This window comes from Halomonas caseinilytica, assembly GCF_001662305.1.
Lineage (GTDB): Bacteria > Pseudomonadota > Gammaproteobacteria > Pseudomonadales > Halomonadaceae > Halomonas > Halomonas caseinilytica.
Window position 1 is genome coordinate 1 of sequence record NZ_BDEP01000024.1, and the last position, 24,511, is coordinate 24,511.

The 24,511-nt window shown below is 64.4% G+C and carries 26 protein-coding genes and 1 riboswitch; of the genes, 12 read left to right on the top strand and 14 right to left on the bottom strand.

The window, feature by feature from the left end:
* Positions 1-113: 113 nt before the first annotated feature.
* From hglS to A9O65_RS14865, 5 genes are all read left to right on the top strand, one after another.
* On the top strand, positions 114-1,469 hold the full coding sequence (gene hglS / locus A9O65_RS14845) for a 2-oxoadipate dioxygenase/decarboxylase HglS (RefSeq protein WP_064702500.1): 1,356 nt from the start codon (positions 114-116) through the stop codon (positions 1,467-1,469).
* 47 nt (positions 1,470-1,516) lie between these two features.
* Entirely contained in the window at positions 1,517-2,590 is a 1,074-nt protein-coding gene (locus A9O65_RS14850) for a proline racemase family protein (RefSeq protein ID WP_064700969.1), read from the top strand.
* Between the two features lie 90 nt (positions 2,591-2,680).
* Positions 2,681-3,448: a sulfite exporter TauE/SafE family protein gene (locus A9O65_RS14855; protein WP_064700968.1), complete on the top strand. Its 768-nt coding sequence runs from the start codon at positions 2,681-2,683 to the stop codon at positions 3,446-3,448.
* Between the two features lie 194 nt (positions 3,449-3,642).
* Complete coding sequence (locus tag A9O65_RS14860) at positions 3,643-5,064, top strand: serine hydrolase (protein ID WP_369691744.1); 1,422 nt, start codon at positions 3,643-3,645, stop codon at positions 5,062-5,064.
* 172 nt (positions 5,065-5,236) lie between these two features.
* The gene (locus A9O65_RS14865; protein ID WP_064700966.1) at positions 5,237-6,112 is read left to right on the top strand and encodes a DMT family transporter; all 876 of its coding nucleotides are present in this window, start codon (positions 5,237-5,239) and stop codon (positions 6,110-6,112) included.
* A gap of 8 nt (positions 6,113-6,120) precedes the next feature.
* Here A9O65_RS14865 and thiE read toward each other — a convergent pair whose 3' ends face one another.
* The 6 genes from thiE to A9O65_RS14895 form a co-directional block, all read right to left on the bottom strand.
* A complete protein-coding gene (gene thiE, locus A9O65_RS14870) occupies positions 6,121-6,759 on the bottom strand; it encodes a thiamine phosphate synthase (RefSeq protein ID WP_064700965.1) in 639 nt (212 codons plus the stop codon).
* Complete coding sequence (gene thiM / locus A9O65_RS14875; RefSeq protein WP_064700964.1) at positions 6,749-7,555, bottom strand: hydroxyethylthiazole kinase; 807 nt, start codon at positions 7,553-7,555, stop codon at positions 6,749-6,751. Before thiM ends, thiE begins: the two co-directional genes overlap by 11 nt.
* A 33-nt stretch (positions 7,556-7,588) precedes the next feature.
* Positions 7,589-7,689: riboswitch (TPP riboswitch) on the bottom strand.
* A 39-nt stretch (positions 7,690-7,728) separates the two neighbouring features.
* Positions 7,729-8,010 carry a hypothetical protein gene (locus tag A9O65_RS14880; protein ID WP_064702502.1) on the bottom strand — a complete coding sequence of 94 codons (282 nt, stop codon included), beginning with the start codon at positions 8,008-8,010 and terminating at the stop codon, positions 7,729-7,731.
* 121 nt (positions 8,011-8,131) lie between these two features.
* Positions 8,132-8,770 carry a peroxiredoxin gene (locus A9O65_RS14885; RefSeq protein WP_064702503.1) on the bottom strand — a complete coding sequence of 213 codons (639 nt, stop codon included), beginning with the start codon at positions 8,768-8,770 and terminating at the stop codon, positions 8,132-8,134.
* A 247-nt stretch (positions 8,771-9,017) separates the two neighbouring features.
* Complete coding sequence (locus A9O65_RS14890) at positions 9,018-9,521, bottom strand: C40 family peptidase (protein ID WP_064702504.1); 504 nt, start codon at positions 9,519-9,521, stop codon at positions 9,018-9,020.
* Between the two features lie 82 nt (positions 9,522-9,603).
* On the bottom strand, positions 9,604-9,948 hold the full coding sequence (locus A9O65_RS14895) for a DUF6482 family protein (protein ID WP_064700976.1): 345 nt from the start codon (positions 9,946-9,948) through the stop codon (positions 9,604-9,606).
* Positions 9,949-10,085: 137 nt separating this feature from the next.
* Here A9O65_RS14895 and gloA point away from each other — a divergent pair, with 137 nt between their 5' ends.
* On the top strand, positions 10,086-10,619 hold the full coding sequence (gloA, locus tag A9O65_RS14900; RefSeq protein WP_064702505.1) for a lactoylglutathione lyase: 534 nt from the start codon (positions 10,086-10,088) through the stop codon (positions 10,617-10,619).
* Positions 10,620-10,727: 108 nt separating this feature from the next.
* On the opposite strand, the gene A9O65_RS14905 is transcribed toward gloA, so the two are convergent.
* From A9O65_RS14905 to A9O65_RS17380, 4 genes are read right to left on the bottom strand one after another with little or no spacing between them, the layout of a single operon-like run.
* Positions 10,728-11,816, bottom strand: coding sequence for a metal ABC transporter substrate-binding protein (locus A9O65_RS14905; RefSeq protein WP_064702506.1), 1,089 nt, complete (start codon positions 11,814-11,816; stop codon positions 10,728-10,730).
* Positions 11,817-11,835: 19 nt separating this feature from the next.
* Positions 11,836-12,726: a metal ABC transporter permease gene (locus tag A9O65_RS14910; protein ID WP_064700958.1), complete on the bottom strand. Its 891-nt coding sequence runs from the start codon at positions 12,724-12,726 to the stop codon at positions 11,836-11,838.
* Positions 12,710-13,444 (bottom strand): metal ABC transporter ATP-binding protein, encoded by a 735-nt coding sequence (locus A9O65_RS14915; protein ID WP_064700957.1) that lies wholly within the window; start codon positions 13,442-13,444, stop codon positions 12,710-12,712. The genes A9O65_RS14910 and A9O65_RS14915 overlap by 17 nt, the downstream gene beginning before the upstream one ends.
* A complete protein-coding gene (locus A9O65_RS17380) occupies positions 13,444-13,593 on the bottom strand; it encodes a hypothetical protein (protein WP_170825751.1) in 150 nt (49 codons plus the stop codon). The genes A9O65_RS14915 and A9O65_RS17380 overlap by 1 nt, the downstream gene beginning before the upstream one ends.
* Positions 13,594-13,831: 238 nt before the next feature.
* Between A9O65_RS17380 and betT the strand changes: the two genes are divergently transcribed.
* Both betT and A9O65_RS14925 read left to right on the top strand, forming a co-directional pair.
* On the top strand, positions 13,832-15,892 hold the full coding sequence (gene betT, locus A9O65_RS14920) for a choline BCCT transporter BetT (RefSeq protein ID WP_064700956.1): 2,061 nt from the start codon (positions 13,832-13,834) through the stop codon (positions 15,890-15,892).
* A 123-nt stretch (positions 15,893-16,015) separates the two neighbouring features.
* Positions 16,016-16,567: an outer membrane beta-barrel protein gene (locus tag A9O65_RS14925; RefSeq protein ID WP_064700955.1), complete on the top strand. Its 552-nt coding sequence runs from the start codon at positions 16,016-16,018 to the stop codon at positions 16,565-16,567.
* 30 nt (positions 16,568-16,597) lie between these two features.
* On the opposite strand, the gene A9O65_RS14930 is transcribed toward A9O65_RS14925, so the two are convergent.
* Positions 16,598-17,467, bottom strand: a complete 870-nt coding sequence (locus A9O65_RS14930; protein WP_082920189.1) for a WYL domain-containing protein — start codon at positions 17,465-17,467, stop codon at positions 16,598-16,600.
* 152 nt (positions 17,468-17,619) lie between these two features.
* On the opposite strand from A9O65_RS14930, the gene A9O65_RS17600 reads away from it, so the two are divergent.
* On the top strand, positions 17,620-18,558 hold the full coding sequence (locus A9O65_RS17600) for a CRISPR-associated endonuclease Cas3'' (RefSeq protein ID WP_437438258.1): 939 nt from the start codon (positions 17,620-17,622) through the stop codon (positions 18,556-18,558).
* Positions 18,559-18,789: 231 nt separating this feature from the next.
* Here the strand turns inward: A9O65_RS17600 and A9O65_RS14935 are convergent, their stop codons facing one another.
* The gene (locus A9O65_RS14935; protein WP_064702508.1) at positions 18,790-19,728 is read right to left on the bottom strand and encodes a glycerophosphodiester phosphodiesterase; all 939 of its coding nucleotides are present in this window, start codon (positions 19,726-19,728) and stop codon (positions 18,790-18,792) included.
* 133 nt (positions 19,729-19,861) lie between these two features.
* Between A9O65_RS14935 and A9O65_RS14940 the strand changes: the two genes are divergently transcribed.
* Together A9O65_RS14940 and A9O65_RS14945 are read left to right on the top strand one after the other, a co-directional pair.
* Positions 19,862-20,452 carry a DUF4202 domain-containing protein gene (locus A9O65_RS14940; protein WP_064702540.1) on the top strand — a complete coding sequence of 197 codons (591 nt, stop codon included), beginning with the start codon at positions 19,862-19,864 and terminating at the stop codon, positions 20,450-20,452.
* 110 nt (positions 20,453-20,562) lie between these two features.
* A complete protein-coding gene (locus tag A9O65_RS14945) occupies positions 20,563-20,841 on the top strand; it encodes a hypothetical protein (RefSeq protein ID WP_064702509.1) in 279 nt (92 codons plus the stop codon).
* 74 nt (positions 20,842-20,915) lie between these two features.
* Here A9O65_RS14945 and A9O65_RS14950 read toward each other — a convergent pair whose 3' ends face one another.
* A complete protein-coding gene (locus tag A9O65_RS14950) occupies positions 20,916-22,172 on the bottom strand; it encodes a dicarboxylate/amino acid:cation symporter (protein ID WP_064700947.1) in 1,257 nt (418 codons plus the stop codon).
* Positions 22,173-22,292: 120 nt separating this feature from the next.
* A complete protein-coding gene (locus tag A9O65_RS14955) occupies positions 22,293-23,066 on the bottom strand; it encodes a dienelactone hydrolase family protein (protein WP_064700946.1) in 774 nt (257 codons plus the stop codon).
* A 181-nt stretch (positions 23,067-23,247) separates the two neighbouring features.
* On the opposite strand from A9O65_RS14955, the gene A9O65_RS14960 reads away from it, so the two are divergent.
* A complete protein-coding gene (locus tag A9O65_RS14960; RefSeq protein WP_064702510.1) occupies positions 23,248-24,501 on the top strand; it encodes an ABC transporter substrate-binding protein in 1,254 nt (417 codons plus the stop codon).
* The last annotated feature ends 10 nt before the right edge of the window (positions 24,502-24,511 follow it).

Consider the following 24,511-nt stretch of genomic DNA (forward strand, 5'->3'; position numbering starts at 1 on the left):
GCCAGGCGACTGTCGGATGCCACCCTGCCGCATCCCCTCCAGGGGCTGCTGGCGGCGTTGCGTTCCACTTCATCAACCGCATCTACGACGACCGACACCAAGAGGCTCAACCGATGACGTTCCCCGTTTCCCATCACGAGATTCGTGACCGTTTTTCCAGGGCCATGTCGGCCATGTACCAGGCCGAGGTGCCCCAGTACGAAACCCTGCTCGAGCTGGTCGCGGAGGTGAACCGCGAGACGCTGGCGCGTAACCCCGAACTGGCCGCGCGGCTCGAGGCCCACGACGAACTGAATCGCCTCGGTGTCGAGCGGCATGGCGCCATCCGGGTCGGCAGTGCCGAGGAACTTGCTATGCTGCGTCGACTGTTCGCGGTGATGGGCATGCACCCGGTGGGCTACTACGATCTCTCCGAGGCCGGCGTACCGGTGCATTCCACCGCCTTTCGCCCTATCGACGACGAGGCCCTGGCGCGCAATCCGTTCCGGGTCTTCACCTCGTTGCTGCGCCTGGAACTGATCGAGAGCGCCGAGCTGCGCGAGCGCGCCGCCGGCATTCTCGCCGAGCGCGATATCTTCACGCCCGGCGCCCGGGAGCTGATCGAGCTCAGCGAGCGGCAGGGCGGTTTGACCGACGAGCAGGCCGACCGATTCGTGGCCGAAGCCCTGGAGACCTTCCGCTGGCACCAGGATGCCACCGTGGACCTGGAGACCTATGAGGCGCTGCATGCCGAGCATCGGTTGATCGCCGATGTGGTCTGCTTTCATGGGCCGCACATCAATCACCTGACACCGCGGACCCTGGACATCGACGAGGTCCAGCGACGCATGCCGGCAGCAGGGATGAATCCCAAGGAGGTCATCGAAGGTCCTCCGCGTCGCGATTGCCCGATCCTGCTGCGCCAGACCAGCTTCAAGGCCCTGGAGGAACCGATCCGCTTTGCCGGCGAACGGCAGGGTACCCACACCGCACGCTTCGGCGAGATCGAGCAACGTGGCGTGGCGCTCACGGCAGAAGGACGGGCGCTCTACGATCGGTTGCTCACCGAATCGCGTCGGCGCACCAAGGGACTGGCCAATGCCGAGCACCAGCGCGTGCTGGCCGAGGTGTTCGCCGACTTCCCGGATACCGAGACTGAGCTGCGCCGCCAAGGCCTGGCCTTCTTCGAGTATCAACTGACCGAGGCCGGGCGCGAAGCCGGCACAGTCGCCGAGACCGAGCTGGAAGCGTTGATCGAACAGGGCCTGGTGACGGCGCGTCCGATCACCTACGAGGATTTCCTGCCGGTCAGTGCGGCCGGCATCTTCCAGTCGAATCTCGGTGGTAGCAGTAACGAGGCCTATGCCGGCAATGCCAATCGGGAGGCCTTCGAAGCGGCGCTGGGGGCCGAGGTGACCGACGAACTGGCCCTCTATGGCGAGCGCGAGAGGTCATCTCGTGAGGCGGTGCTGGAAGCGCTCGTCGGCTGATCGACTATATTGCCGACAGGGGGCGGCATGTGGTCGGAGGTGAACGGATGGCGCGGGACGATGCACCGGCGGGCAGGATCTCGCTGGACGTGGTGGAGGCGCAGGCAGGAGGGGACATCGGCCGCGTCGTCATGAGCGGAGTGGCTGGCCTGCCTGGAGGCAGCGTCGCCGAGTGTGCGCAGTTCCTGCAGCATGATGCCGATGGGCTGAGGCGCTGCTTCATATCGGCGCCCCATGGCACGCCATCCCACTGCCTCAACCTGATCGTGCCGCCGTCCGATGAACGGGCCGATGTCGGGTTGATCATCATGGGCACCATGGGCTATCCGGGATTCTCCGGATCAAACGCCATGTGTGCCGTGGCCGCTCTGGCCGAGGCGGGGAGGTTGCCGACCACCGAGGACGAACAGCGGCTGGTGCTGGAAACACCCGCCGGCCTTTCCACGCTGGACGTCGGCTGTCGGGCGGCGCGAGTGGAAACGGTCACGTACGAGGCCGTACCGGGCTTCGTCGCGACCGGGGAGCGGCGTCTGGACGTCGAGGGGTGGGGCACCGTGCCGGTCGAACTGGTCTATGGTGGCACCTCCTATGTAGTGGTTCGGGGTGCGGAGGTGGGCATCGACCCCGCTACGACCACCATCGAGTCGCTGAACCATTTCTGTGGGGCGCTCCTGGCGAGCCTGGATCCGGCGTGGCGCATCCACCATCCGTTGCTTGGCGACTTGCCGCCCCCTGCCCTGGTCTTGCTGGCGGGGGAACTCGAATCCTCGGCCGTCAAGGGAGTGCATGTGCCGCTTGCCGTCTACATGCACCCTGGCGTGATCTGTCGTGGGCCGACGGGGACGGGGACGACGGCCCTGCTGGCCTATCTGACGAAACGCGGTGAGCTTCCCCCCGGCACGACGGTGCGCACGCTCTCGCCGTTCGGTAATGCCTTCGAGGGAACGCTGCTGGGAGGCGCGCGAATCGGTGACTTCACTGGAGTGAGAACCGCGATCCGCGGGCATCCGCGCGTCCTGGCGCGTAGCCAGGTGTTCCTGGACGACGAAACCTTCTCCGGTGACGAACAAGGGTTCCGGCGGCTGTTCGACACCCCATCCGGCGAACGGTCGCCAATCTGACGTCATGAGGGATAAGGCATCTGTCCGGCCTTTATCGCACGGAACTCTGAGCATAACCTCGACGGATACAGCGCTTCGCAAGGACGTGCCATGCCGCTACTGGATAGCCTGTCGCCGCTCGATGGCGGCATCGACCTTCTGTTGATCCTGCTTTCGGTCCTGACGTCCATGATCAGTGCTTCGATGGGCGTCGGTGGCGGAACCCTGCTGATCATGACCATGGCACAGGTGATGCCCGGAGCAGCGTTGATCCCGGTACATGGCATGGTGCAACTGGGCTCCAACGGCGGCCGGGCGTTGATGATGCTACGTCACCTGACCTGGCCGATCCTGGCCGCCTTCGTTCCCGGTGCACTGCTCGGCGCCCTGGCGGCCAGCTGGATGTTGGTGCGCCTGTCGACCGGCGTGCTGGAGTTGACCATCGCCGGCTTCGTGCTCTTCACCCTCTGGGGACCTGGCCTGCCCAAGCGAAGTCTGGGACGGCTCGGCACCGCCATCGCGGGAGCCATCACGACCCTGCTGTCGAGCCTGGTCGGGGCCAGCGGGCCGATGGTCGCGGCCTTCATCAAGCAACACGGCGGCTCGCGCCAGGCCACTGTGGCGACCTTCGCTGCCTGCATGACCCTGCAACACCTCACCAAGGCCTTCGTGTTCGGCGTCGCCGGCTTCGTGTTTCATGATTGGCTCTGGCTGATCGCCCTGATGATTGCTGCCGGAGTGGTCGGCACCTGGCTGGGATTGCGGCTGTTGGGCCGGCTGTCGGAGCACCGTTTCGATGGCCTGTTTCGCTGGGGCCTGACGCTGCTGGCATTGCGCCTGATCTGGCTGGGGTTGCAGCGCCTCGGCGTCATAGGGTGACAGGCGGGGTGGGTCGTGAAGGCGACCAAGAACGAAGCCCGCGGCAGGGGCGGCGGGCCCGAAGGACGTCTAAAAAACGTGGATCTCATGAAAACGTCGATTTTTGTGGCCTTTTCCCCTGTACAGGGCGCTATTGTGGGTCATAATGCGCTTGTGTAGGGAAGCCACAAATTCAGGGGACACCCATGGGGCTCATGATGACACGGCGATGGTGCCTCGCCTTCATTCTGCTGTTGGCCGCTGCATTGCTGGCCGGCACCGCCCAGGCAAACAATCCGCGTTATGCCGGTATCATCATCGATACCGATACCAGTGAGATCCTCTACGCCGAGAACGCCGATGCACCGCGCTATCCGGCTTCTCTGACCAAGATGATGACACTCTACATGCTGTTCGAGAAACTCGATCAGGGTCGCATGACGCTGGGGCAACGCTTGCCCGTGTCATCCACCGCCGCCGGGATGCCGGCCACCAAGCTCTGGCTGAAACCGGGCGACAGTATTCCGGTGGAAAAGGCCATCCAGGCGCTGATCGTGCGTTCTGCCAACGATGTCGCGGTGGTGGTGGCCGAGGCGCTCGGTGGTAGCGAATCGCATTTCGCGCGGATGATGACCTCACGAGCCCATGAACTGGGCATGCAGAATACCACCTTCCGCAACGCCTCCGGCCTCCCGGACGACCGTCAGGTCACCACGGCCCGGGACATGGCACTGCTTGCCAGGCGTCTGATGCTCGATTTTCCCCAGTATTACCCCTACTTCTCCCTGGATCGCTTCACCTGGCGCGGCAAGACGCTGACGGGCCACAACAATCTGCTGAACAGCTATCCGGGGGCCGATGGCCTGAAGACCGGTTTCATCCGCGCCTCCGGCTTCAATGTGGCAACCTCGGCGAAGCGTGGCGACCGACGCATCCTCTCGGTGGTCATGGGGGGGTATACCGCCGCCTCCCGGGACGAGCACATGGCCAATCTGCTGGATCGTGGCTTTCTGCGTGCCTCGCTGCGCGACGGGCGTGGTTTCCTGGCCGATACCCGGATCACCAATGATTATCTATTGCCCGATGCGCAGCGTCCGATGTCACCGCCGTCCGGTCAGATGCTGGCGAGTGCCGACAATGCCTCCGCGGCCGACTCGCAGCCTGCCAGCTCGCCTTCCCAGGATGAGGTCATCGCGACGGCCGATACGGGCGTTGGGGGAGTGACATCGACACCCGAGCCGGTCTCGACCTCTGAACCGGCCATGGCGTCGGCGTCCGAGCGGAGTGCCTCGCCACGGCCGGCATCCACGGTGTCTGTTGCCTCGACGGCGCGCCATGATGCTGACCCGATCCGTCGCGTTGTCGATCAGCAAGAGGCGGCGTCGGCGAGCCCGGGAGGTTGGGGCGTACAGGTCGGTGCCTTCAGCAATGCCGATCATGCGCGGAGTCTGGCGGCCCGGGCCGCGGAACGCCTGACCGCCGAGCTGGCCGATGCCCGTGTGGCGGTCCCGCATGTCGCCGAGGCCGGCGTCTATCGGGCGCGACTGGTGGACATGCAGGAAGGGCAGGCGCGTAGCGCTTGCAGACGCCTGCAGGCACAGGGGATGGATTGCATGGTCGTGCAGGCCTCTCTCTAGTCAGGCAGCCCCTTCGGTAAGCGCTGAACGTCCATGGGCGGGGTTGTCGCCACCCGCCGAAGCCATTAGCTTGGTAGCCAAGTTGACATCGCCCCGCTGGCCTCGCCGGCGGGGTGGTTTTTTTGGTTCATCCACGAGGCCCGGCGCGGGGCAACAATGCTAGGGAGGTGAGATGTCATCATCGTTCAAGGGCATCTTGTGCATGTGCGGTGGGGTTCTGTGCCTGGCGCTGGGCGATGCCATTACCAAGTGGCTCGGCGAGACGCACTCTCCGTTGCAGATCATCTTCTTTCGTACCCTGGTGTCGCTGCCGCTGATTGCGCTGATCGCCCGTTTCAATGGCGGACTACGCAAGTTGTCGACGCGCCGCCCCGGCATTCATCTGATGCGTGGCCTGATCTTCACCGGGACCATGATCTGCTTCATGTGGGGGCTGACCCTGCTGCCGCTTGCCGAGACCACGGCCATCGCCTTTGCCGCACCGTTGTTCGTGAACCTGCTGTCGGTGCCGCTGCTCGGCGAGCGGGTCGATCGAACCACCTTGCTGGCCACTTGCCTGGGGTTTGTCGGCGTGCTGGTGGTGGTACGACCGGGAGGCAGCAGCTTCCAGCCGGCGGCTCTGATCGTGGTCGGGGCGGCGATCTTCTATGCCCTGACGATGATCACCGCGCGTCGTTATGGCGACCGCGAGCACCTCTGGGCCATGGTCTTCTATACCACCCTGGTGCCGATGCTGGTATCGGCGGTCACCCTGCCCTGGGTATGGCAGATGCCGGCGCCCATTCACTGGCCGTTCTTCCTGCTGGCTGGCGTGCTGGGGGTCGGTGCCATGATCGGGCTGACCCTGGCGTTTCGTTATGCGCCGGCGGCACTCGCCGCTCCCTTCGACTATACGGCGTTGCTCTGGGCCGTGCTGCTGGGCTGGTGGCTGTGGGATGAGGTGCCGGACCTGTGGGTGTTCGTCGGTGGTACCCTGATCATCGTCAGTGGTCTGGCAATCGCCTATCACGAGCGGCGGGTCGCTCTGAACCGCCGACCCACCGCCTGACGGCGAAGTCAGCGCCGGGGCATGCTGGAGGCCGCGGGCTGAAAGAAGTCCCGGGCCGCGGCCTCCGGGTCCGGCTTGCCGCAGATCGCCGAGATCACCGCCAGGCCATTGGCGCCGGTCTGGCGCACGGCCTCGACATGTTCGGCCTTCAGGCCGCCGATGGCCACCGTGGGCAGGGGGCTGGCATCGACCAGGGCGGCCAGGCCCTCGAAGCCGAGGGGGGCGGCGTGATCGTGCTTGCTGGGTGTGGCGAAGACTGGCCCCAGGCCCAGATAGTCGAGTTTGCCCGCTTCGATCCTGGCAAGCTGTTCGTGAGTCTGTACCGAGAGGCCGAGGGTGGCGTCCGGACCAAGGGCGGCCCGGGCGTCGTCGACGTCGCCGTCGTCCTGGCCGATGTGCAGGCCATCCGCGCCACTTGCCAGGGCCACTTCCAGCCGATCATTGATCAGCAGGGGAACACCGCTGCCCGCCAGGACAGTCTTCAAGCGTCGTGCCACCGGCACCAGCTCGGCATCGCTGGCGTGCTTGTCGCGCAGTTGCACCAGGGTCACGCCTCCGCGCACGGCGGCAGCAACGGTGTCTTCCAGCCCCCGTTCGGCGCACATTTCGGGGTCGGTGACCAGGTAGAGAGAAAGGTCAAGTCGCATGGGTGATCTCCAGTTGGGCACGGGCCGTCAGGGTGTTGGCGTCGAGGGCATGCAGGGCATCGAGGAAGGCCACGGCGAAACTGCCGGGACCCGAGGCATGCTCTCCGGCGATGCTGCCGGCCACGGCGTAGCTGGCCAGTGCCGCCACACAGGCGTCGAATGGCTCCTCGCCGATGGCCAGGTGGGCGCCCACCACGCCGGTCAGGGCACAGCCCAGTGTGGTGACGAGTGGCATGAGGGCATGCCCGCCGGCCACACGGGCCAGGCGCTTGCCGTCGGTGACGAGGTCGGTCTCGCCGGTGACCGCGACGACCGCGCCGGTACGTCGGGCCAGCACCACGGCGGCACGCTCCGCCGCCTCGGTGGTGTCGGTGCTGTCCACGCCCTGGCCACCACGGCCTTGTTCGGCCAGGGCCATGATTTCCGAGGCATTGCCACGCACCGCAGTCGGTGACAGTGCCAGCAGCCGGGCGCCGGCCTCGCGGCGCAGGGCCGTGGCTCCCACCGCCACCGGATCGAGCACCCAGGGCGTTCCGGCGTCAGTGGCGGCGCGGGCGGCATCTTCCATGGCATTCACCCAGTCGGGCGACAGCGTGCCGATGTTGAGCGTCACGGCGCCGGCCAGGGCGGCAAACTCCCCGACTTCCTCGCGCGCATGAGCCATGGCCGGCGAGGCCCCATGCGCCAGCAGCACATTGGCCATGGTGTTCATGGCGACATGATTGGTGATGTTGTGAACCAGTGGGCGGGTCTCGCGCACGCGGCCCAGGTGGTGAGCGAGATCGATGGTATGCATGGCGCCTCCCGGGCGGCGGGAGGTGCTGGCCCCGGAAGGGCCGGCACGACTCCCTCCGCCGGCATTATCCGGGTCAGGTGATGAGGGTGCGTCTCAGCCGGGCGGCATGGCGTCCGGCGCCCCTGTCGTCGACCTTCTACTATCCGTGCCCGGTCGGGGCCTGTAAAGAGGGGTCAGGCCAGTTGCAGGACGGCCAGGGTGAGCAGGCAGGCATGCGTGAGGCTGTGCAGCAGGGAGGCGGGGTTGGTGCTCGGGGTATCGGTATCGCCGTCTTCATCGGTGAAAAGCAGGATGGCAACGGCCGAGGCCAGGCCCAACAGCCCTAGCGGCAGACCACCGACTTCCCAGCAGGCGATCACCCAACCCAGGGCCAGCGTCAGGACGCCGGCCAGGATAAGGCCTCCGGCGCGATAGCGAGTTGCCTCGGAGGCGGGTAAAGCATGATGCGTCATCATCGTGCGTTCCTCACGCGTTGCAGCAAGGGAGCGCAAGCATAGCCCCCATTGTTTTAACGGGGCTTGAATGTTCAATGACAGCGTCATGAAACGGTGGCGACCTCGGCCGCCACCGTGTCGATCAAGAGCGCTTGGGCTGCTTGACCAGGCGCAGATAAGGCTTCTGCTCGTCCCAGCCTTCCGGGAAGAGCGTCTTGGCTTCCTCGTTGCTCACGGCGGGAACGATGATGCAGTCGTCGCCGTCCTGCCAGTTCACCGGGGTGGCCAGCTTGTGCTCGTCGGTGAGCTGCAGGCTGTCGAGCACGCGCAGCACCTCGGCGAAGTTGCGGCCGGTGCTGGCCGGGTAGGTGATGGTCAGGCGGACCTTCTTGTTCGGGTCGATGATGAAGACGCTACGCACCGTCAGGGTGTCGTTGGCATTGGGGTGAATCATACCGTAGAGGTTGCTGACCTTGCGGTCGCTGTCTGCCAGCAGCGGGAAGTTCAACCCTTGGCCCTGGGTTTCCTGAATGTCGCCGGCCCAGGCTTCATGATCCTCGAGCGGGTCCACGGACAGGCCGATCGCCTTGGTGTTGCGCTTGTCGAACTCTGGCTTGAGCCGCGAGACTTCGCCGAGCTCGGTGGTGCACACCGGGGTGAAGTCCTTGGGGTGCGAGAACAGGATGACCCAGTTGTCTCCGGCCCACTCGTGGAAATTGATGGTGCCAGCGGTGCTTTCCTGGGTGAAATCTGGCGCGATGTCGCCGAGTTGCAGTGACATGTCAGGCTCCTATCAGTTGAGTTGATGGCATCGAGAGACGGTGCCGGTTCGACGGCTTCAAGCATTGCACGATGAAGGCGCCGGTGGAAACAACCGCTGGCCATATGCTCAGTCGAATTCACGCTTAGCTTCGAGACGGCAGAGCGCAAGATGTAAGCGCAAAGAGGTCGTTTACGTGCGCCAAATGAGCCCCTCGAGCTGCAATTCAGCGCCGATATGGCCGAGCGAAGTCGTTCATAGACGCTCGCTAGGGCGCTGGGGCGGCGGCGCCGAGATATCGCTTCTGCCAGTATTCCAGCCCCACTGGTGTGGTCGTGACGCGTCGCCCGCGGCCGGGGGCGTGGATCATCTGGTCATGGCCCAGGTAGATGCCCACGTGACTGGCATCGCCGTCTCCGGCGGTGTCGAAGAACAGCAGGTCGCCCGGGCGCGCCTCATCGATCGGCGGCAGGGTCTCGAATTGCCGACGGGAGGTGCGCGGGACACTGATGCCCGCTCGGGCGTAGGCGAGTTGCACCAGTCCCGAGCAGTCCAGGCCTCTCGGTGTGTCGCCGCCGAAACGATAGGGCGTGCCGAGTGCCTGGCGCGCTTCGGAGAGGATCATGGCGCGCTCCATGGAGAGGTTGCCGTCATCGCGGGTGGCCAGGTCGGGGCCGGCGCAACCGGCCAGCCACAGGAGGAGCAACAGCGCCAGGGGCCATCTCGGCAGGTGTGGCGCGGAACGGTGCAGGTAGGTGGATCGTCGCGGCATGTGTGCTCCGAGCAGGGCTATCCAGATGTTTCGGCCGGTCGTCCCGAAACAGATTAGCCCGTGATGTCGGCGCTGGCGAGTATTAGCGGAAGGCGATGCGCGTGCCGTGAGTCAAGCGTTCCTCGGGTGTCATGGCGTGTCCTGGCACGCCGATCATTTCGTCGCCGCATTGATCGTCCCAGGTCAGGACGCCATGGGTCAGCCCGAGTTCGCCGAGGCGTTCGCGAATCTCACCGGTGCCCGAATAGGTGCAGGTATGCCCTGCCTTGTCGGTGAGGGTGGATACGCCGTTGGCATGGTGGAGGCGCACCGTGTAGATCCCATCCTGGGATTCCACCTCGACGATGGGCGAGAACCCGTGAGCCAGGGCGTGGGAGAGTTGCTTGTAGGTGATGCGATCACCCGGGGAGAGGTCGCTGGCGGCCATGATGAGCCCCTTCGCATGGTGGTCTCTTCCCTCAATGTAGAATCCCGTCGGGCGTATCGCCATTCTGCTCCTGGGGTGGAAATTCTGGTGTCTTGCCCCCATTCAGGCATCTCGATCCATATGCGAAGGAGAAGACCATGAGCTTCCAGGGTGAGCAATATCCCGGCGTGAAGTCGCCGGCTGCCGAGACCGATGGCTTCCGTCTGAATCACACCATGCTGCGCGTCAAGGATCCCCGGGCGGCGCTGGACTTCTACTCGCGTGTCTTCGGCATGCAGGTATTGCGCAAGCTGGATTTCGAGGAGATGCAGTTCTCCCTGTACTTTCTGGCCAAGCTCGAAAAAGGCGATGAGGTGCCGGAAGACAAGGCGGAGCGCAGCGTCTGGACCTTCAGCCAGAAGGGGCTGCTGGAACTGACCCACAACTGGGGTACCGAGGATCAGGCGGATTTCGCCTATCACGACGGTAACGCCGAACCTCAGGGATTCGGACACATCTGCTTTGCGGTGCCGGACCTGAAGGCCGCCGAGGCTTGGTTCGATGCCAATGAGGTCGAGTTCATCAAGCGCGCCGACCAGGGCAAGATGCCGGATGTGGTCTTCGTCAAGGACGTGGACGGCTACTGGATCGAGGTGGTCGAGGCCGCGCGGATGGCCGACAAGGGCGACTGACGCCAGGCGCCGAGAGGCGGGCTGCGAGGCCCGAACCGCCGCACCTGAACGCCACAGAGGCCGCCCGAGATAGGGCGGCCTCTTTCGTCGTACGGCTCTGAGTGGGGATCAGTGCTCGTGTTGTGACTCGGGCTTTGAAGCGCCTTCGGCTTCCGGGTCGGCCAGGGCGTCGTGCAGCACGCGAGCGTTGTGGCGCATCATGCCGATATAGGTGCTGGCTTCGCCCTCGGGCGACAGGGCGCCGGAGTAGAGTGTGCCGGCCACCGGGCGGCCGGTTTCCTCGGCGAGCTGGTCGATGATCGCCGGGCTGGTCATGCTCTCGTGGAACAGAGCCTGAACGTTGTTGGCTTTGATCACGTCGATCAATTCGGCCATATGGGCGGCGCTGGGTTCGGTGGCCGTCGTCAACCCAGCTGGTGACAGGAAGCTGACCCCATAGGCTTTCGAGAAATAGCCGAAGGAATCGTGGCCGGTAATGACGCTGGTGGATTCGGGCAGTGCCGCCATCTGCTCATGGATCTCGGCATCCAGGGCGTCCAGGTCAGCCATGTACGCTTCGGCACGTTGGCGATAGGCCGCTTCATGTGCCGGATCTGCGGCGATCAGGCCGTCGCGGATATTGGCCACATAGCGTTTGCCGAGCACCGGGTCCAGCCAGGCATGCGGATCTTGGCCGCCGTGATCATGATGGTGGTTGTGCTCGGCGTGGGCGTGGTCTGCATGCTCGTGACCACCATGGTCATGGCCCGAGTGGTCATGTTCGGCGTGGTCATGGCCAGAGTGATCGTGTCCGTCATGACCATGATCCGAGTGATCATGGTTGTCGCTGCCAGTGGCCTCCTGCCGAGAGGTGATGCCTTCCGTGGCCACGACCCGGGGGCCTTCGTAGTCGCCGGCATCCAGCAGACGTTCCATCCAGCCTTCGAAGTGCATGCCGTTGAACACCACCAGGTCGGCATTCGTCAGGTTCCGGGCATCGTCGGGGCGCGGTGAATAGACATGGGCATCGCTGTCCGGGCCGACCAGTGCGTCGACCTCGACGTATTCACCGCCGACCTGTTCGACCATGTCGGCCAGGATGCTGAAGCTGGCGATGACCTGCACGCGCTCCTCGGCCAGGGCGCTGGGCATGGCCAGGAGGGCGGATAGGCCGGCGATCAGTGCGGTGCGACGCTTGACGGGAGTGGCGGATGACATGGGGAGATCTCCTGAACGGTCAGTGGGGCTGGGGCGCGTTGAGAGGGGCGGCTCGACGGCGGTGACGAGCGATGAGGCTATGGTGGCGCCCGCACAACGCCGAGACGATGTAGGCAAGCCCCGCCAGCAGGATGATCGCCGGGCCGGAGGGCAGGCTGAAATGGTACGACAGCAGCAGGCCGCCCAGATTGGCGATCAAGGCGATGGCGATGGCGATGACGATCAAGCCCTCCAGGCGCTGACTCCAGAAGCGTGCGGTGGTGGCAGGCAGCATCATCAGCCCCACGGCCATCAGGGTGCCGAGGGTCTGAAAGCCGGCAGTGAGGTTGAGCACTACCAGGCCCAGGAAAACGCCATGCACCAGTCCGCCGCGTACGCCCTGCCCCCGGAGGAACAGCGGGTCGAGGCACTCGACCACCAGGGCGCGGAAGATGCCCGCCAGCGAAAGTACGATCAGTGTGGCGATGCTGGCGATCAACAGCAGGGCCGTGGTGTCCACGGCCAGTATCGAGCCGAACAGCACATGGGTCAGATCCACGCTGCTGCCGCCCAGTGATACCAGCATGACGCCCGCGGCCAGCGAGATCAGGAAGAAGCTCGCCATGGCGGAGTCTTCGCGGTGGCCGGTCATCTGCGAGACGCTGCCGGCCAGTACCGCCACGACCAGCCCCGACAGAATACCGCCCAGGCTCATGATCGGCAGCGAGAAGCCGGCGAACAGGAAGCCGAGCGCAATGCCGGGCAGGATGGCGTGCGACATGGCGTCACCGATCAGGCTCATGCCGCGCAACATCAGGAAGACCCCCAGCGGCGGGGCGGCCAGTGACAGGGCCAGGCCAGCGACGGCTGCCCGCCCCATGAAACCGTAATCGAAAGGTGCGAGCAGCCAGGCGTCAAGCAGTGCCAGCATGGGGAATATCCGAGAAATCGATGGGCAGGCGTGGGGCGCGGGCGGGCTGCCCCGTGTGGTAGTCGAGCAAGGCCTCGGGGCCGACCCAGCGGCCATGGCCGCCGGCCAGCAGCAGGACGTCATCGGCCAGGCGCGACAACTGTTCCATGTCGTGCAGTACCACCAGGATGGTCGTACCGGCGGCGGCCATGTCGCGCAGGACTTCCATCAGCACCTCGACGGTTTCGCCGTCAACGTTGGCAAAGGGCTCGTCTAGCAGCAGCAGCTCGGCTTCCTGCATCAGGGTGCGGCCGATCAGGGCACGCTGGCGTTGGCCGCCGGAGAGTTCGCCCAACTGGCGGTGGGCCAGGTGGGAAATACCCAGCCGGGCCATGATCTCCCGGCCCCGGCGATAATGCGCGGCACAATATCCCTTGAAGGCACCGTGGCTTGGCCAGGTGCCTGTCATGATCAGTTCCTCGACGCTCATCGGAAAGGTCAGGTCCAGGGCAAGCTGCTGGGGCAGCCAGGCGCAGCGCTCCCGTGATACGCCACATTCCACTCGGCCTGCGACCGGTGGCAGCATGCCCATGATCGCCGAGATCAAGGTGCTCTTGCCGGCACCATTGGCGCCGATCAAGGCGGTAATCGCGCCGTCCTGGAAGCGGCCATCCAGGTGTTCGAGAACGGTCTGCCCGCCTCGGGCCAACTGCAGGTCGTGGAGCTGCAGGCGCGCCATCAGCCCGCTCCTCCGAGTACCCAGGCCACCGCCAGCCATAACAGGGCCAGCGGTGCCGTGGCGAGCAGCAGGCGACGCGTCGCGGACAGCGACATCAAGGAAAAGTGGCACGGCCCTTCGGGGCGGTGACGGTGATTGCGATGCGCCATGGCGAGAAACCTCCGATAAGGCGCAGAAGTTATAACATAACATAACAGTCGAGGCCAATCGGACGGGGCTCTCGTCAGTGGCAGGCGGCCGCTGGTGATCCGTGCCGACAGTGGAGCTGCGTTGACATCATCAGAGAAAATTGTTGCGATGCAGCGCCTTTGGCCGGGTATAGTCTGGCCATGCGGCTATCTTTAGCCTGCATTCCCCCCTTTTCTTCCAACAAGATGAGTTCACTCTATGACCACGGATACGCACAAGGAGGTCGAAGAACGCGATCGTCTCAACCCGATCGTCTTCTACAGCTCCGTCGTCGGTATCGTCGTCTTTTCGTTGTGGACGATGCTGCGCACCGAGCAGGCCAATGCTGTAATCGGCGCCGTACTGGGCTGGATTGCCCAGACCTTCGGCTGGTATTACTTCCTGACCGTCGTGATCTATCTGGGCTTCGTGATTTATCTGGGCTTTTCTCGCTACGGCAAGATACGCCTCGGCCCGGAACACTCCCGACCCGACTTCAACCTTTTCTCTTGGTCCGCCATGCTTTTCTCGGCGGGTATCGGCATCGGGGTCATCTTCTTTGCCCTGGCCGAGCCAGTCACCCAGTTCTACAGCGCGCCGGAAGCCCCCGACGGACAGGTTGCCGCGGCACGTCACGCCATGCAGTTGACCTTTCTGCATTGGGGCCTGTCCGGCTGGGGCATCTATACCCTGGTAGGCATGTCGCTGGCGTTCTTCAGCTATCGCCATAATCTTCCGTTGACCATTCGGAGTGCCCTGTATCCGATCTTCGGGCAGCGCATCTATGGCATCATCGGGCATGTCGTCGATACGGCGGCCGTGCTCGGCACGGTATTCGGTATCGCCGCCAGCCTGGGAATCGGTGTCATCCAGCTCAACTTTGGCCTGGATTACATGTTCGGCATTCCCGAGAGTACCTGGACCCAGGTCGTGCTGGTGCTGGGCATCGTGCTGTTCGCCACCATTTCGGCGGTCACCGGGGTAGAACGCGGCATTCGACGTCTTTCCGAGTTCAACATTCTGCTGGCCGTACTGCTGCTGTTGTTCGTGCTGTTCGCCGGCAAGACCGTCTTCCTCCTCAATGCATTGGTGATGAACATCGGCGATTACCTCTCCGGTTTCGTCAGCATGTCGTTCAACACCTATGCCTTCGACCCGCCCGAGACCTGGCTCAATGCCTGGACGCTTTTCTTCTGGGCCTGGTGGATTGCCTGGGGGCCTTTTGTCGGTCTCTTCCTGGCACGTATCTCGCGCGGTCGTACTATCCGTACCTTCGTGTTGGGTACGCTGACGTTGCCGATCATCTTCATGATCCTGTGGATGTCGCTGCTGGGTAACAGTGCCATCGACATGGCCATGAACGGAGCGACCGACTTCGGCCAGCGCATCATGGAAAATCCGCCGGCGGGGATCTATCTGTTCCTCGAGGAGTACCCGGCTCCCATCGTCACCACCATGGCGGTCAGCATCCTGGCCATCGTGTTCTTCGTTACCTCGGGGGATTCCGGTGCCCTAGTACTGTCTAACTTCACTTCGATACTGAAGAACGTCAACTCCGACGCGCCGGTCTGGATGCGTATCCTCTGGTCGATGGTGATCGGGGTATTGACGCTCTCCTTGTTGCTGGCCGGTGGGCTGGGCGCCTTGCAGAGCGCCGTGGTCATTACCGGTCTGCCCTTCTCGATCGTGCTGTTCTTCATGATTGCCGGGCTGCACAAGGCGTTGAAGATGGAGGCCATCAAGGAGGACAGCCGCCTGCTCAGCCTGTCGGGCCACCTTTCCGGTCGCACTGGCGGCGAGCGTGGCAAGCGTGACAATTGGCAACACCGTCTCAGGCGAGCCATGAGCTTCCCCAACGAGAAGCAGGCCAAGCGCTTCATGAACGAGACGTGCCTGCCGGCACTGGAGGCCGTGCGTGACTCCCTGAGCGAGCAAGGTGTCGAGGTGGAGGTCAATCAGGGTGTGCAGAACGGCTACGACTACATGTCGCTGAACGTCGATCTGCAGGACGAACAGAACTTCACCTATCAGGTGTGGAGCCAGGGCTTCCCCACGCCAGGCTTCGCCATGCATACCCCTCAGGCGGGCAAACGCTACTATCGGGTCGAGGTTTATCTGATGGAAGGCAGCCAGGGATACGACCTGATGGGCTATAGCCGGGAGCAGGTGATCGAGGACGTGCTCGACCAGTACGAGCGGCACATGCAGTTCCTCCACCTCAACCGGATGGAGCCTGGCCATATCAACATGCCGGACAGCCCCGAGCAGCCACCGGCCTGATCCGCGCCGGCTCGTCCCGCTTCGCCGTCAGTCCTGCCCGGGGCTGGCGGCGTTTTCATGATGACTGTCGATGGGGTGGGGTTGCTAAACTGTGCGTCCACTTTTCTTTTCAAGGATGACGCGATGTTCCTCGAACGCGTAGTGCCGACGCTCGGCGCCCTGGGCGTGGCTGGCCTGCTGGCCCTGGCGGCCCCCAATGCCTTCGCTACCGGCAATACTGGCCTCTACCTCGGTGGCGGTGTCGGTCAGACGCATGGTGATGGCAACTTCGACGACGAAGCCGAGCACTGGAAGCTGGTGGGAGGGTACAACTTTGGCTGGTTGCCCTTCCTGGACGTGGGCGCGGAGCTGGCTTACGTCAACGCCGATACCCTCGACGGCGAGGCGAACGGCGACTCGGCCAGTCTCGATGTCGAGAGCGTTCAGGCCACCGGTGTACTGGGTTGGAGCCAGGGGCCGCTGGGCTTCTATGCCAAGGCGGGCATGGCCGATTGGGACGCCGAGCGGCACGGCCGTGGTGTCGGCGGCGACCTCTCCGGCACTGATCCCGTCTATGGTGTGGGGGCGCGATTCGGCCTGTTCGGCCTGACCGGACGCCTGGAGCTCGAACGTCTCGATACCGATGACATCGGCAATCTCGACATGGTGACGGCTGGCGTGGTCTACACGTTTTAACCCCGGCTCATCGATCGGTCCTGGAAGGCTTCAGGACCAGAGGATCCAGGAGGCCAATGACTCGCGGTTGGCGATCTCGATCTGCTGAGCGCGGGGATTGGCCTCCGCATGGTGCGGGTTGATGCCCAGTTCGCGCAGGGCATAGCGCACCAGGGGGCCGCGACAGTGCAGCTCCAGCTCGCCGTTGTACATGCCGTAATCCAGCGCCAGTAGATCCCGTTCGTCCTGGGGCAGGCGCCGGTCAGGAATCAGGCGCACCGCGACGCGGGTCTGCCAGCGTTCGTCATGCGCGGCATCATGCTGGCCGAGCATCGCACCGGCCTCCTCCGGCACGCCGCGAAAACGGCTCAGCACGAAATCCCGATAGTTGCGATGCTTCTCGCAGTAGGCTCGCACATGCCAGCGCCCGGCGGCGAACACCAGGGTGTGCGGCACGAGAATGCGCTCCTCTCCCGCCGGACTCGAGAAGGATGCATACGTCACTTCCAACCGGCGCCCCTCCCGGGCCGCCTTGACCACGGCGCGCACGACGCTTGGGGATATCGTCCGGCTTGGCATCGGCAACGACTCTGTGTTTGCCGCGCCCATGCCGAGCCCGGCGAAGGGCGATCCCAGAGAGTCGTGAGCGTTCAGCAGGTGTAGGTACTCATCAACCCGACCCTGGGTAAAGCGGGGCAGGAAGTTCGGACTCGGTAGAAAACCGTGGTGGGTATCGTCGTACCGTAGGTTCTCCGGCGCCAGATCCCGGTAACGTCGCAGCAACTTCTGTGCCTGCTGGCGACCGATACCGAACGCCTCGCCGATCTGTCCGGCCACCACGCGGCCTTCCCACAGTGCCAGAATCTCGATCAGCCGATAGCGTGCCAGGGTATCCCAGGCAAGGGGCATATGCGCATTCATGACGGCCTCCATCCATGGTTGCCACATTCGACCTTAATGATAGTGCCCCGGTTCGACGCCGGGTTGAAGAGTATTGTGGATGGATGTCCAGCGGTGGCGGAGACGGAGCGTCCGTGCTTGGATAGGGATGGTGTCGCGCTGTGGAGACAGGAATGCTGTATTACCTGTATTGGGGCAAGGCCAAGCCAGCGGAGGGTGGCGATCATTGTCATTTGCTGCCTTACCACAGCCTGGATGTTGCCGCTGTAGGATGGCTGCTTCTAGCGCCGGAACATCCTCTCACCAGGCGTCTGGCTGACGAGCTGGATATGTCACCAACTAACCTGCGGCGTTTCTTCGTTTTTCTGCTTGGGTTGCATGACGTTGGCAAGTTTTCCCGCACCTTCCAGGGGTTGGCACAGCCTGAAGGGGTAGTGCTAGTGCCGCCAATCAAGCGGCTAGCCTATACCGAGCGCCATGATCGCTTGGGAGCCGTGCTTTGGCAGTCACACTGGATGGAGTGGTGGCAGGATGGCGCCTTGGGCAGGGCCGGAGAATTGCCACCGCGACGTGAACGCCGACAGTTGGCTGAAACCTTGCGTGCCTTGCTGGCACCTATGTTCGGTCACCATGGCCAGCCGGTGGATGCCGGAGGGCTGGAGCTATCGGAGTTCTTCAAGCGTGACGATAGTGCCTCGGATAGCGAGGCCGCTCGAGCCTTCATCGCCGACTGGGCCGCTCTGATTGAACCCGATTGGCCGGTCGACAAGATGGTATCCCAAGCGTGGCGGGAAGCCTTTCTGGCGGTGAGCTGGACGGTGGCCGGTTGGGCGACCCTCAGCGACTGGCTGGGTTCCAATCGTGATCACTTCACCTACTGCCAGGAGGAGATGCCGCTGGCTGATTACTGGCCGATAGCGCTCGACCGGGCTGAGCGAGCACTCGAGGAGACCGGGTTCACTCAGCCTCCTGAGCCGGTGCCTTATGCCGGGCTGGCCAACTGGTTCGACGGCCAGTCGATCACGCCCGATCCCCGCACCTGCGGGGATAAACCGTCGTTGGGGAGCGGGTTGCCTTCATCGCCCTGCCGATCCCCGCACCTGCGGGGATAAACCGCTTGGTGGAAATCCTTCGAGGGTCGGGCGGTCCCGATCCCCGCACCTGCGGGGATAAACCGCGCTCAATTAGCGAGCGATTGAATGTGGTGGACCGATCCCCGCACCTGCGGGGATAAACCGTACGTGACGGACCCCCGAATTAAGCAATTGCTCCGCTCCCCGCACCTGCGGGGAATGACGTCAGCGATTATCTACGTAGAGATACGATATGGAGGATTTGCTCCCTCACTCCCCCCTCACTTCCTTCAACCGATCGGGGAAGTTGGTGAAGAGGCCGTCGACGCCCCAGTCGAGCAGTTGGCGCATCTGGTCTTTCTCGTTGATGGTGTAGACGTGCACCAGCAGGTCGTTGGCATGGGCCTGGTCGATGAAGTCGGCGTCGATGACCGGCTGACCGTCATAGAGGTAGTTGGGGCCGACCCCTACGGCGTAGTCGGCGATGGCCTGGAAGTCAGCGTCGGTGATGTCGGCCGGGCTGGGGGTGACGCCGGTCCATTCCTCGAGCGTCTCGCCGTCTTCGCTGGGGGAGTACCAGAGCAGCTGGATCAGCGGGATGTCGGGGTTGAGGTCGTGCACTTCCTCGAGGCTGGCCTGACTGAAGGACTGGATGACCACCGAGCCCGAGCGCACCAGGCCTTCGGCCTCGAGCTTGCTGACCAGGGCGTCCTGCAGCTCGGGGTAGTCCGCGGGGGATTTGGTTTCGATGTAGTAGCGCACGTCCTGGCCGTAGCGGTCGATGACCTCGTCCAGGGTGAGGAGCTCGGCACCGGCGTAGGCATCATCGGCGTGTTCCGGGTGGGCCGCGTTGAACCAGCTGCCGGCGTCCAGCGACTTGAGCTCATCGAGGCTGTGCGCCTTCACTGGCCCCTGGCCATCGGTAGTGCGGTCAAGAGTGGTGTCGTGAATGGTGACCAGTTGCCCATCGGCGCTCATGTGCACGTCCAGCTCGAGGTAGTCGGCGCCCATGGCCAGTGCCTGGTCGTAGGCCGGCCAGGTGTGCTCGGGAGCGTGGCCGCTGGCGCCGCGATGGGCGATCACCTGAAAGTCTTCGAGGTCCTGGCGCTGCTGTTCGAGCGCGTCGGCCTGGGCGGCCACTGGGGTCAGGAGAGTGGCGCCACCCAGCAGGGCGAGCGTGGACGAGAACACGGAGCGGTGGGTAAACATGGCTATCCTTTTATTGAACATTCGTGCAATAACCTAACCGGGCCATGGTGCTTCCTGCAAATCGGTGTTCTGGCCAGCCTGGCGTGTTTACATGGAGGCGACCGTCGACAACGCCCTCGAGGAGGAGAACATCATGTCAGCATCGTCTGCCTATCAGCGGGCGCTTGACGCCCTGGATGCCCTGCACGCGGAAGACCCGCGCCGGGTAGAGGTCGAGGGCCAGTCCCTGCCCAAGGAACTGTGGCACGCCGGCCGCATGAGCGCCTGGCTGGAGCGCCTCGAGGCCTCTCCCGACGAACTCGTTCGCCTGGCGGTACGCGGCCAGCACCTGCAGCGCTGGCAGATACCGCGCGACGCTTATCCCGAGGGCCGCGTAGGGTATCTCACCTGGCGTCGCGACCAGGGGCAGCGTGCCGGCGAGATCACGGCGACGCTGATGCGCGAGGCGGGCTTCGACGAGGAGGATGCCGAGCGCGTGGCGCGCATGATCCGCAAGCAGGGCCTGGGGCGTGATGCCGGCACCCAGGCGGTGGAGGACTGCGCTTGCCTGGTGTTCCTGGAGAACTACTTCGCGGATTTCTCGCGTCAGGTGGAGCGCGACCACCTGATCCGCATCGTGCGCAAGACGTGGGGCAAGATGTCGCCGCAGGCGCGCGAGCTGGCCCTGGGGCTGCCGATGAGCGATGAGGCCAGGGAGATCGTGGAGGCCGCGCTCCGTACTTGATCGCCTTGACAGATTGTCGTCCCCTGGCCAAGCTTAAAAATGATAATTGTTATCATCTATGGGGCCGATCAGGATCGGCCCGGCGAGCGAGCAACGCGAGGGAGAGTGACATGGCCTATCACATCAAGACGGCGTTTCGCGGTACGAATCCCATCCTGCAGATCTGCGATGTCAGCTCGGGCTCGGTACGCATGGCCTGGGAATATCCCAGGGACGACCTGGAACGCGACGAGGACCCGGAGCTGCTGGCAATGCGCCGGGAAGAGGCCATCCATGATCTCTTCCGGCGCTTGTTCCTGCTGACTACCGAGCAGTATCTCAAGGGCGAGCTGGACCCCATGCCTCGGCTGGGCGCCTGGCGTCGCGCATCTCGGCCCCGTGCGGAGTGATCGTTCGGTCGTGGGGCGGCCGCCACCTGCCGGGGCGGGTGGCGGCCTGCTGGCTTCACGCTGGCGGGGAGGGCTCAGCGCGAGGTCTTGGCGTTGTAGACGCTCTCGTCCAGCTCGCCTTCGCTCTTGCCGACCAGGGTCGTGACCATCAGGTCACCGGCCACGTTCACGCAGGTACGGGCCATGTCGAGGATACGGTCGATACCGGCGATCACAGCGATGGCTTCCAGTGGCAGGCCGATCTGGGCCATGACGATCGACAGCATGACCAGGCCTGCGCCGGGCACGCCGGCAGTGCCGATCGAGGCCAGGGTGCCGGTGACGATGATCATGCCGTAGTCCGCCATGCTCAGGTCCACGCCCAGCAACTGGGCGATGAATACAGCGACCACGCCCTGGTAGATGGCGGTGCCGTCCATGTTGATGGTCGCGCCCACCGGCAGCACGAAACCGGCGACACCTTCCGAGACACCGAGGTTGTTCCGGGCGCATCGCAGCGAGACCGGCAGGGTGCCGGAGGATGAGGCCGAGGAATAGGCCACCACCAGGGCATCGAGGATGCCGCGCAGGTAGCGCAGCGGGTTGAGGCGGCCGAGCAGGGCCAGCAGCCCGGAATAGACCAGCAGCACGTGCAGGACGCTGGCCAGGTAGGCCACGCCGATCACCTTGGCCAATGGCAGCAGCACCTCCAGTCCATAGCTGCCTGCCACGTGGGCGATCAGCCCGAAGACCCCGAAGGGCGCGAAGCTCATGACGATATTGGTCAGCTTGACCATCGCTTCGGCGAAGCTTTCGAAGACCTTCACCACGGGTTCGCCCTTCTCGCCGATCAGCGTCAGCGAGATGCCGAGTCCGATGGCGAAGACGATGATCTGCAGGATGTTGCCGCTGGCCAGGGCGTCGATCGGGTTCTGGGGGACCAGACCGACCAGAATCTCGCGCAGGCTCGGCGCTTCCTTGGCCTCGACTCCGGAGTCGAAGCTCATCTCCAGGCCCACGCCGGGCTGGAACAGCCAGGAGGCGAACAGGCCGATGGCGATGGCAAAGGCCGTGGTCAGCAGGTAAAGCGCAATGGTGCGCAGGCCGATGCGCCCCATCTTCTGTGGATCGCGCATGGCGGTGATGCCGACCACCAGGGTCGAGAACACCAGTGGCACGATCAGCATCTTGATGGCGTTGATGAAGATATCGCCGAGGGGCTTGAAGAGGCTGGCCTGTTCGCCCATCAGGGCGCCGACCAGTACACCGAGCACCAGGCCGGCGAGGATTTTCTGCCACAGAGGGATGCGCTGCCAGAGGTTGGGGCTGGCCGCAGGAGGTTGATCGGTCAAGGGGAGCTCCTTTCTAAAGAATCGTGGTCAGTCGATAAATTCGGATGTCGGCAGGCGATTCTACAGAAAGGCGTCTCGCGGGACTTGCAGAAATGCGTCCCCTTGGATGTCGGTCCGTCGTTACAGCACCTCGTCGAGCAGGGCGTGGAAAGCGGCCCAGGATTTCTCGTCGGCGCGAGCCTGGTAGCGATCGCTGCCGATGACGGTGAAGGCATGAGGCGCGCCGGAGTAGATCTCGATCTCGTAGGGGGCGCCGGCGGCTTCCAGCTCCTCGGCGAGAGTGGCGACATCCGACATGCCGATGGAGGTATCGGCACCGCCGTGGGCGATCAGGATGGGCGGCGTGTCGGCGGAATACGACTGGCCCTCCGGCGTGTCGAGGCCGCCATGGAAGGTGGCGAAGCCGCGTACGTCCTCGGCTTGCCCGGAACGGGCCATTTCCAGCACCACGGCGCCACCGAAGCAATACCCCATGACCACGGTTGGCTGGGCGACGCCCTGGCGGCGCGCCTCCTCCAGGCCGGCCTGGGTCAATCGGCGCATGCGCTCGCGATCGTCGTAGAGCCGCGCGGTCTCGGCCTTCCGGGCATCGGTTTCCACGGGGCGATTGCCCTTGCCGTAGAGATCAATGGCGAAGGCGTCGTAGCCCTGGGCGGCGAGCATGTCGGCGCGTTGGCGCTCGTAGTCGGTCAGGCCGTCCCAGTCGTGGATGATCAGCACGGTGCCCCGGGCCTCGTCGGGGGCGCTGGCTAGATAACCGCTGAAGGTCTCGTCGCCTACCTGGTAGTCGATGCGCTGGCCGTCGGGTTTCTCGGCGAGGGCGGTGCCGGTGAATCCGCCGAGCAGCAGGCTGGCGAACAGGCCGGCAAGCGGCAGTGTCGCGATGCGTCTCATCGTCGGGCTCCCATCCGGGGTGGATGATCAAGCGTTGCGGCGCCCCTTGAGGGCGTGAGACCTCAGTATAGGACGACAACCCCGCACGGCGCCGAGCGTTGGCAGTGTCAGCTTGTGTTTTGTCGTCTCCCCTTCCAGATTGTGGAGGTGTGATCCTGTGTAACCAGACGCGAGACGAACAATCATGAACAAGCGCATTCTAGCGATGGCGGTGGCGGCGTCCTCCGTAGCATTTGCCGGCCTGGCCCAGGCCGAGGTGAAGATAGGGTTCCTCGGTGGCTTCACCGGGGGCATCGAGAGCCTGACGCCGCCGATCTATGACGGCGCTCAGCTGGCGGTGAAGCAGATCAACGAACAGGGCGGCCTGCTGGATGGCCAGGACATCGTCATGCCCACCGGTGATACGACCTGTTCCGATGCCTCGGCGGCATCCAACGCGGCCGACCGCATGGTCAACACCGAGCAGGTCACGGCCATCGTCGGTGCCCTGTGCACCGGGGCCACCGTCGCCGCGGCCAACAACGCGGCGGTTCCCGGTGGCGTGACCATGGTCTCGCCGGCCTCCACGGCACCGGCAGTGACCGATATCGACGACAACGACCTCGTGTTCCGCACGGTGCCTTCGGATGCCTTCCAGGGCAAGATGCTGGCCAAGCTGCTGCTGGACAAGGGCATCGAGGAAGTCGTGGTCACCTACGTCAATAATGACTACGGCAGCGGCCTGGACGAGGCCTTCACGAAGGCCTTCGAAGCAGGTGGCGGCACGGTGGCCGAGAACTTGCCCCACGAGGACAATCGCTCCGACTACCGGGCGGAGCTGGGTCGCCTCTCCGCCACCGGCGTGCCGAACCTGGTGGTGCTGGCCTATGCCGATACCTCGGGCCAGACGGTCGTGCGCCAGGCCTATGAGAGCGGCATGTTCACCCAGTACATCGGGGCCGACGGCATGGTCGGCGACAGCCTGGTCAATGCCATCGGTGCCGATGTGCTCGACGGCATGGTCGCCACGCGGCCGGGCAGCCCGGACCTTCCCGGCACCGAGATCTTCAACGAAGCGGCCAAGGCGGCCGAGATCGATCCCAGTGCGGTGTTCGCTGCCCAGGCCTACGACGCGGCCTTCCTGCTGGGCCTGGCGATCGAACAGAACGGCAATGCCGAGCGCGAGGGGCTCTCGGAAGCTCTACGCAGCGTCGCTTCGGCGCCGGGCGAGGTCATCCTGCCGGGAGAATGGGAAAAGGCCAAGGAGCTGATCGCGGCCGGCACCGAGATCAACTACGAGGGCGCCTCGGGGACCCACGAGTTCGACGAGAACGGTGACGTGCCGGGCGTGGTGCTGGAAATGGTGGTCGAGGACGGCGCCTTCACCAGTCAGGGATTTGTCAGCGAGGACAACGCGACGGATGACAGCGAATCGAGCGAGGGCAGCGATTCCTGAGATGATTCGG

Bases quoted from the DNA above. Each gene is read 5' to 3' on its own strand.
- hglS (WP_064702500.1), top strand. From the start codon at position 114: ATGACGTTCCCCGTTTCCCATCACGAGATTCGTGACCGTTTTTCCAGG.
- A9O65_RS14850 (WP_064700969.1), top strand. From the start codon at position 1,517: ATGGCGCGGGACGATGCACCGGCGGGCAGGATCTCGCTGGACGTGGTG.
- A9O65_RS14855 (WP_064700968.1), top strand. From the start codon at position 2,681: ATGCCGCTACTGGATAGCCTGTCGCCGCTCGATGGCGGCATCGACCTT.
- A9O65_RS14860 (WP_369691744.1), top strand. From the start codon at position 3,643: ATGATGACACGGCGATGGTGCCTCGCCTTCATTCTGCTGTTGGCCGCT.
- A9O65_RS14865 (WP_064700966.1), top strand. From the start codon at position 5,237: ATGTCATCATCGTTCAAGGGCATCTTGTGCATGTGCGGTGGGGTTCTG.
- thiE (WP_064700965.1), bottom strand. From the start codon at position 6,759: ATGCGACTTGACCTTTCTCTCTACCTGGTCACCGACCCCGAAATGTGC.
- thiM (WP_064700964.1), bottom strand. From the start codon at position 7,555: ATGCATACCATCGATCTCGCTCACCACCTGGGCCGCGTGCGCGAGACC.
- A9O65_RS14880 (WP_064702502.1), bottom strand. From the start codon at position 8,010: ATGATGACGCATCATGCTTTACCCGCCTCCGAGGCAACTCGCTATCGC.
- A9O65_RS14885 (WP_064702503.1), bottom strand. From the start codon at position 8,770: ATGTCACTGCAACTCGGCGACATCGCGCCAGATTTCACCCAGGAAAGC.
- A9O65_RS14890 (WP_064702504.1), bottom strand. From the start codon at position 9,521: ATGCCGCGACGATCCACCTACCTGCACCGTTCCGCGCCACACCTGCCG.
- A9O65_RS14895 (WP_064700976.1), bottom strand. From the start codon at position 9,948: ATGGCCGCCAGCGACCTCTCCCCGGGTGATCGCATCACCTACAAGCAA.
- gloA (WP_064702505.1), top strand. From the start codon at position 10,086: ATGAGCTTCCAGGGTGAGCAATATCCCGGCGTGAAGTCGCCGGCTGCC.
- A9O65_RS14905 (WP_064702506.1), bottom strand. From the start codon at position 11,816: ATGTCATCCGCCACTCCCGTCAAGCGTCGCACCGCACTGATCGCCGGC.
- A9O65_RS14910 (WP_064700958.1), bottom strand. From the start codon at position 12,726: ATGCTGGCACTGCTTGACGCCTGGCTGCTCGCACCTTTCGATTACGGT.
- A9O65_RS14915 (WP_064700957.1), bottom strand. From the start codon at position 13,444: ATGGCGCGCCTGCAGCTCCACGACCTGCAGTTGGCCCGAGGCGGGCAG.
- A9O65_RS17380 (WP_170825751.1), bottom strand. From the start codon at position 13,593: ATGGCGCATCGCAATCACCGTCACCGCCCCGAAGGGCCGTGCCACTTT.
- betT (WP_064700956.1), top strand. From the start codon at position 13,832: ATGACCACGGATACGCACAAGGAGGTCGAAGAACGCGATCGTCTCAAC.
- A9O65_RS14925 (WP_064700955.1), top strand. From the start codon at position 16,016: ATGTTCCTCGAACGCGTAGTGCCGACGCTCGGCGCCCTGGGCGTGGCT.
- A9O65_RS14930 (WP_082920189.1), bottom strand. From the start codon at position 17,467: ATGAATGCGCATATGCCCCTTGCCTGGGATACCCTGGCACGCTATCGG.
- A9O65_RS17600 (WP_437438258.1), top strand. From the start codon at position 17,620: ATGCTGTATTACCTGTATTGGGGCAAGGCCAAGCCAGCGGAGGGTGGC.
- A9O65_RS14935 (WP_064702508.1), bottom strand. From the start codon at position 19,728: ATGTTTACCCACCGCTCCGTGTTCTCGTCCACGCTCGCCCTGCTGGGT.
- A9O65_RS14940 (WP_064702540.1), top strand. From the start codon at position 19,862: ATGTCAGCATCGTCTGCCTATCAGCGGGCGCTTGACGCCCTGGATGCC.
- A9O65_RS14945 (WP_064702509.1), top strand. From the start codon at position 20,563: ATGGCCTATCACATCAAGACGGCGTTTCGCGGTACGAATCCCATCCTG.
- A9O65_RS14955 (WP_064700946.1), bottom strand. From the start codon at position 23,066: ATGAGACGCATCGCGACACTGCCGCTTGCCGGCCTGTTCGCCAGCCTG.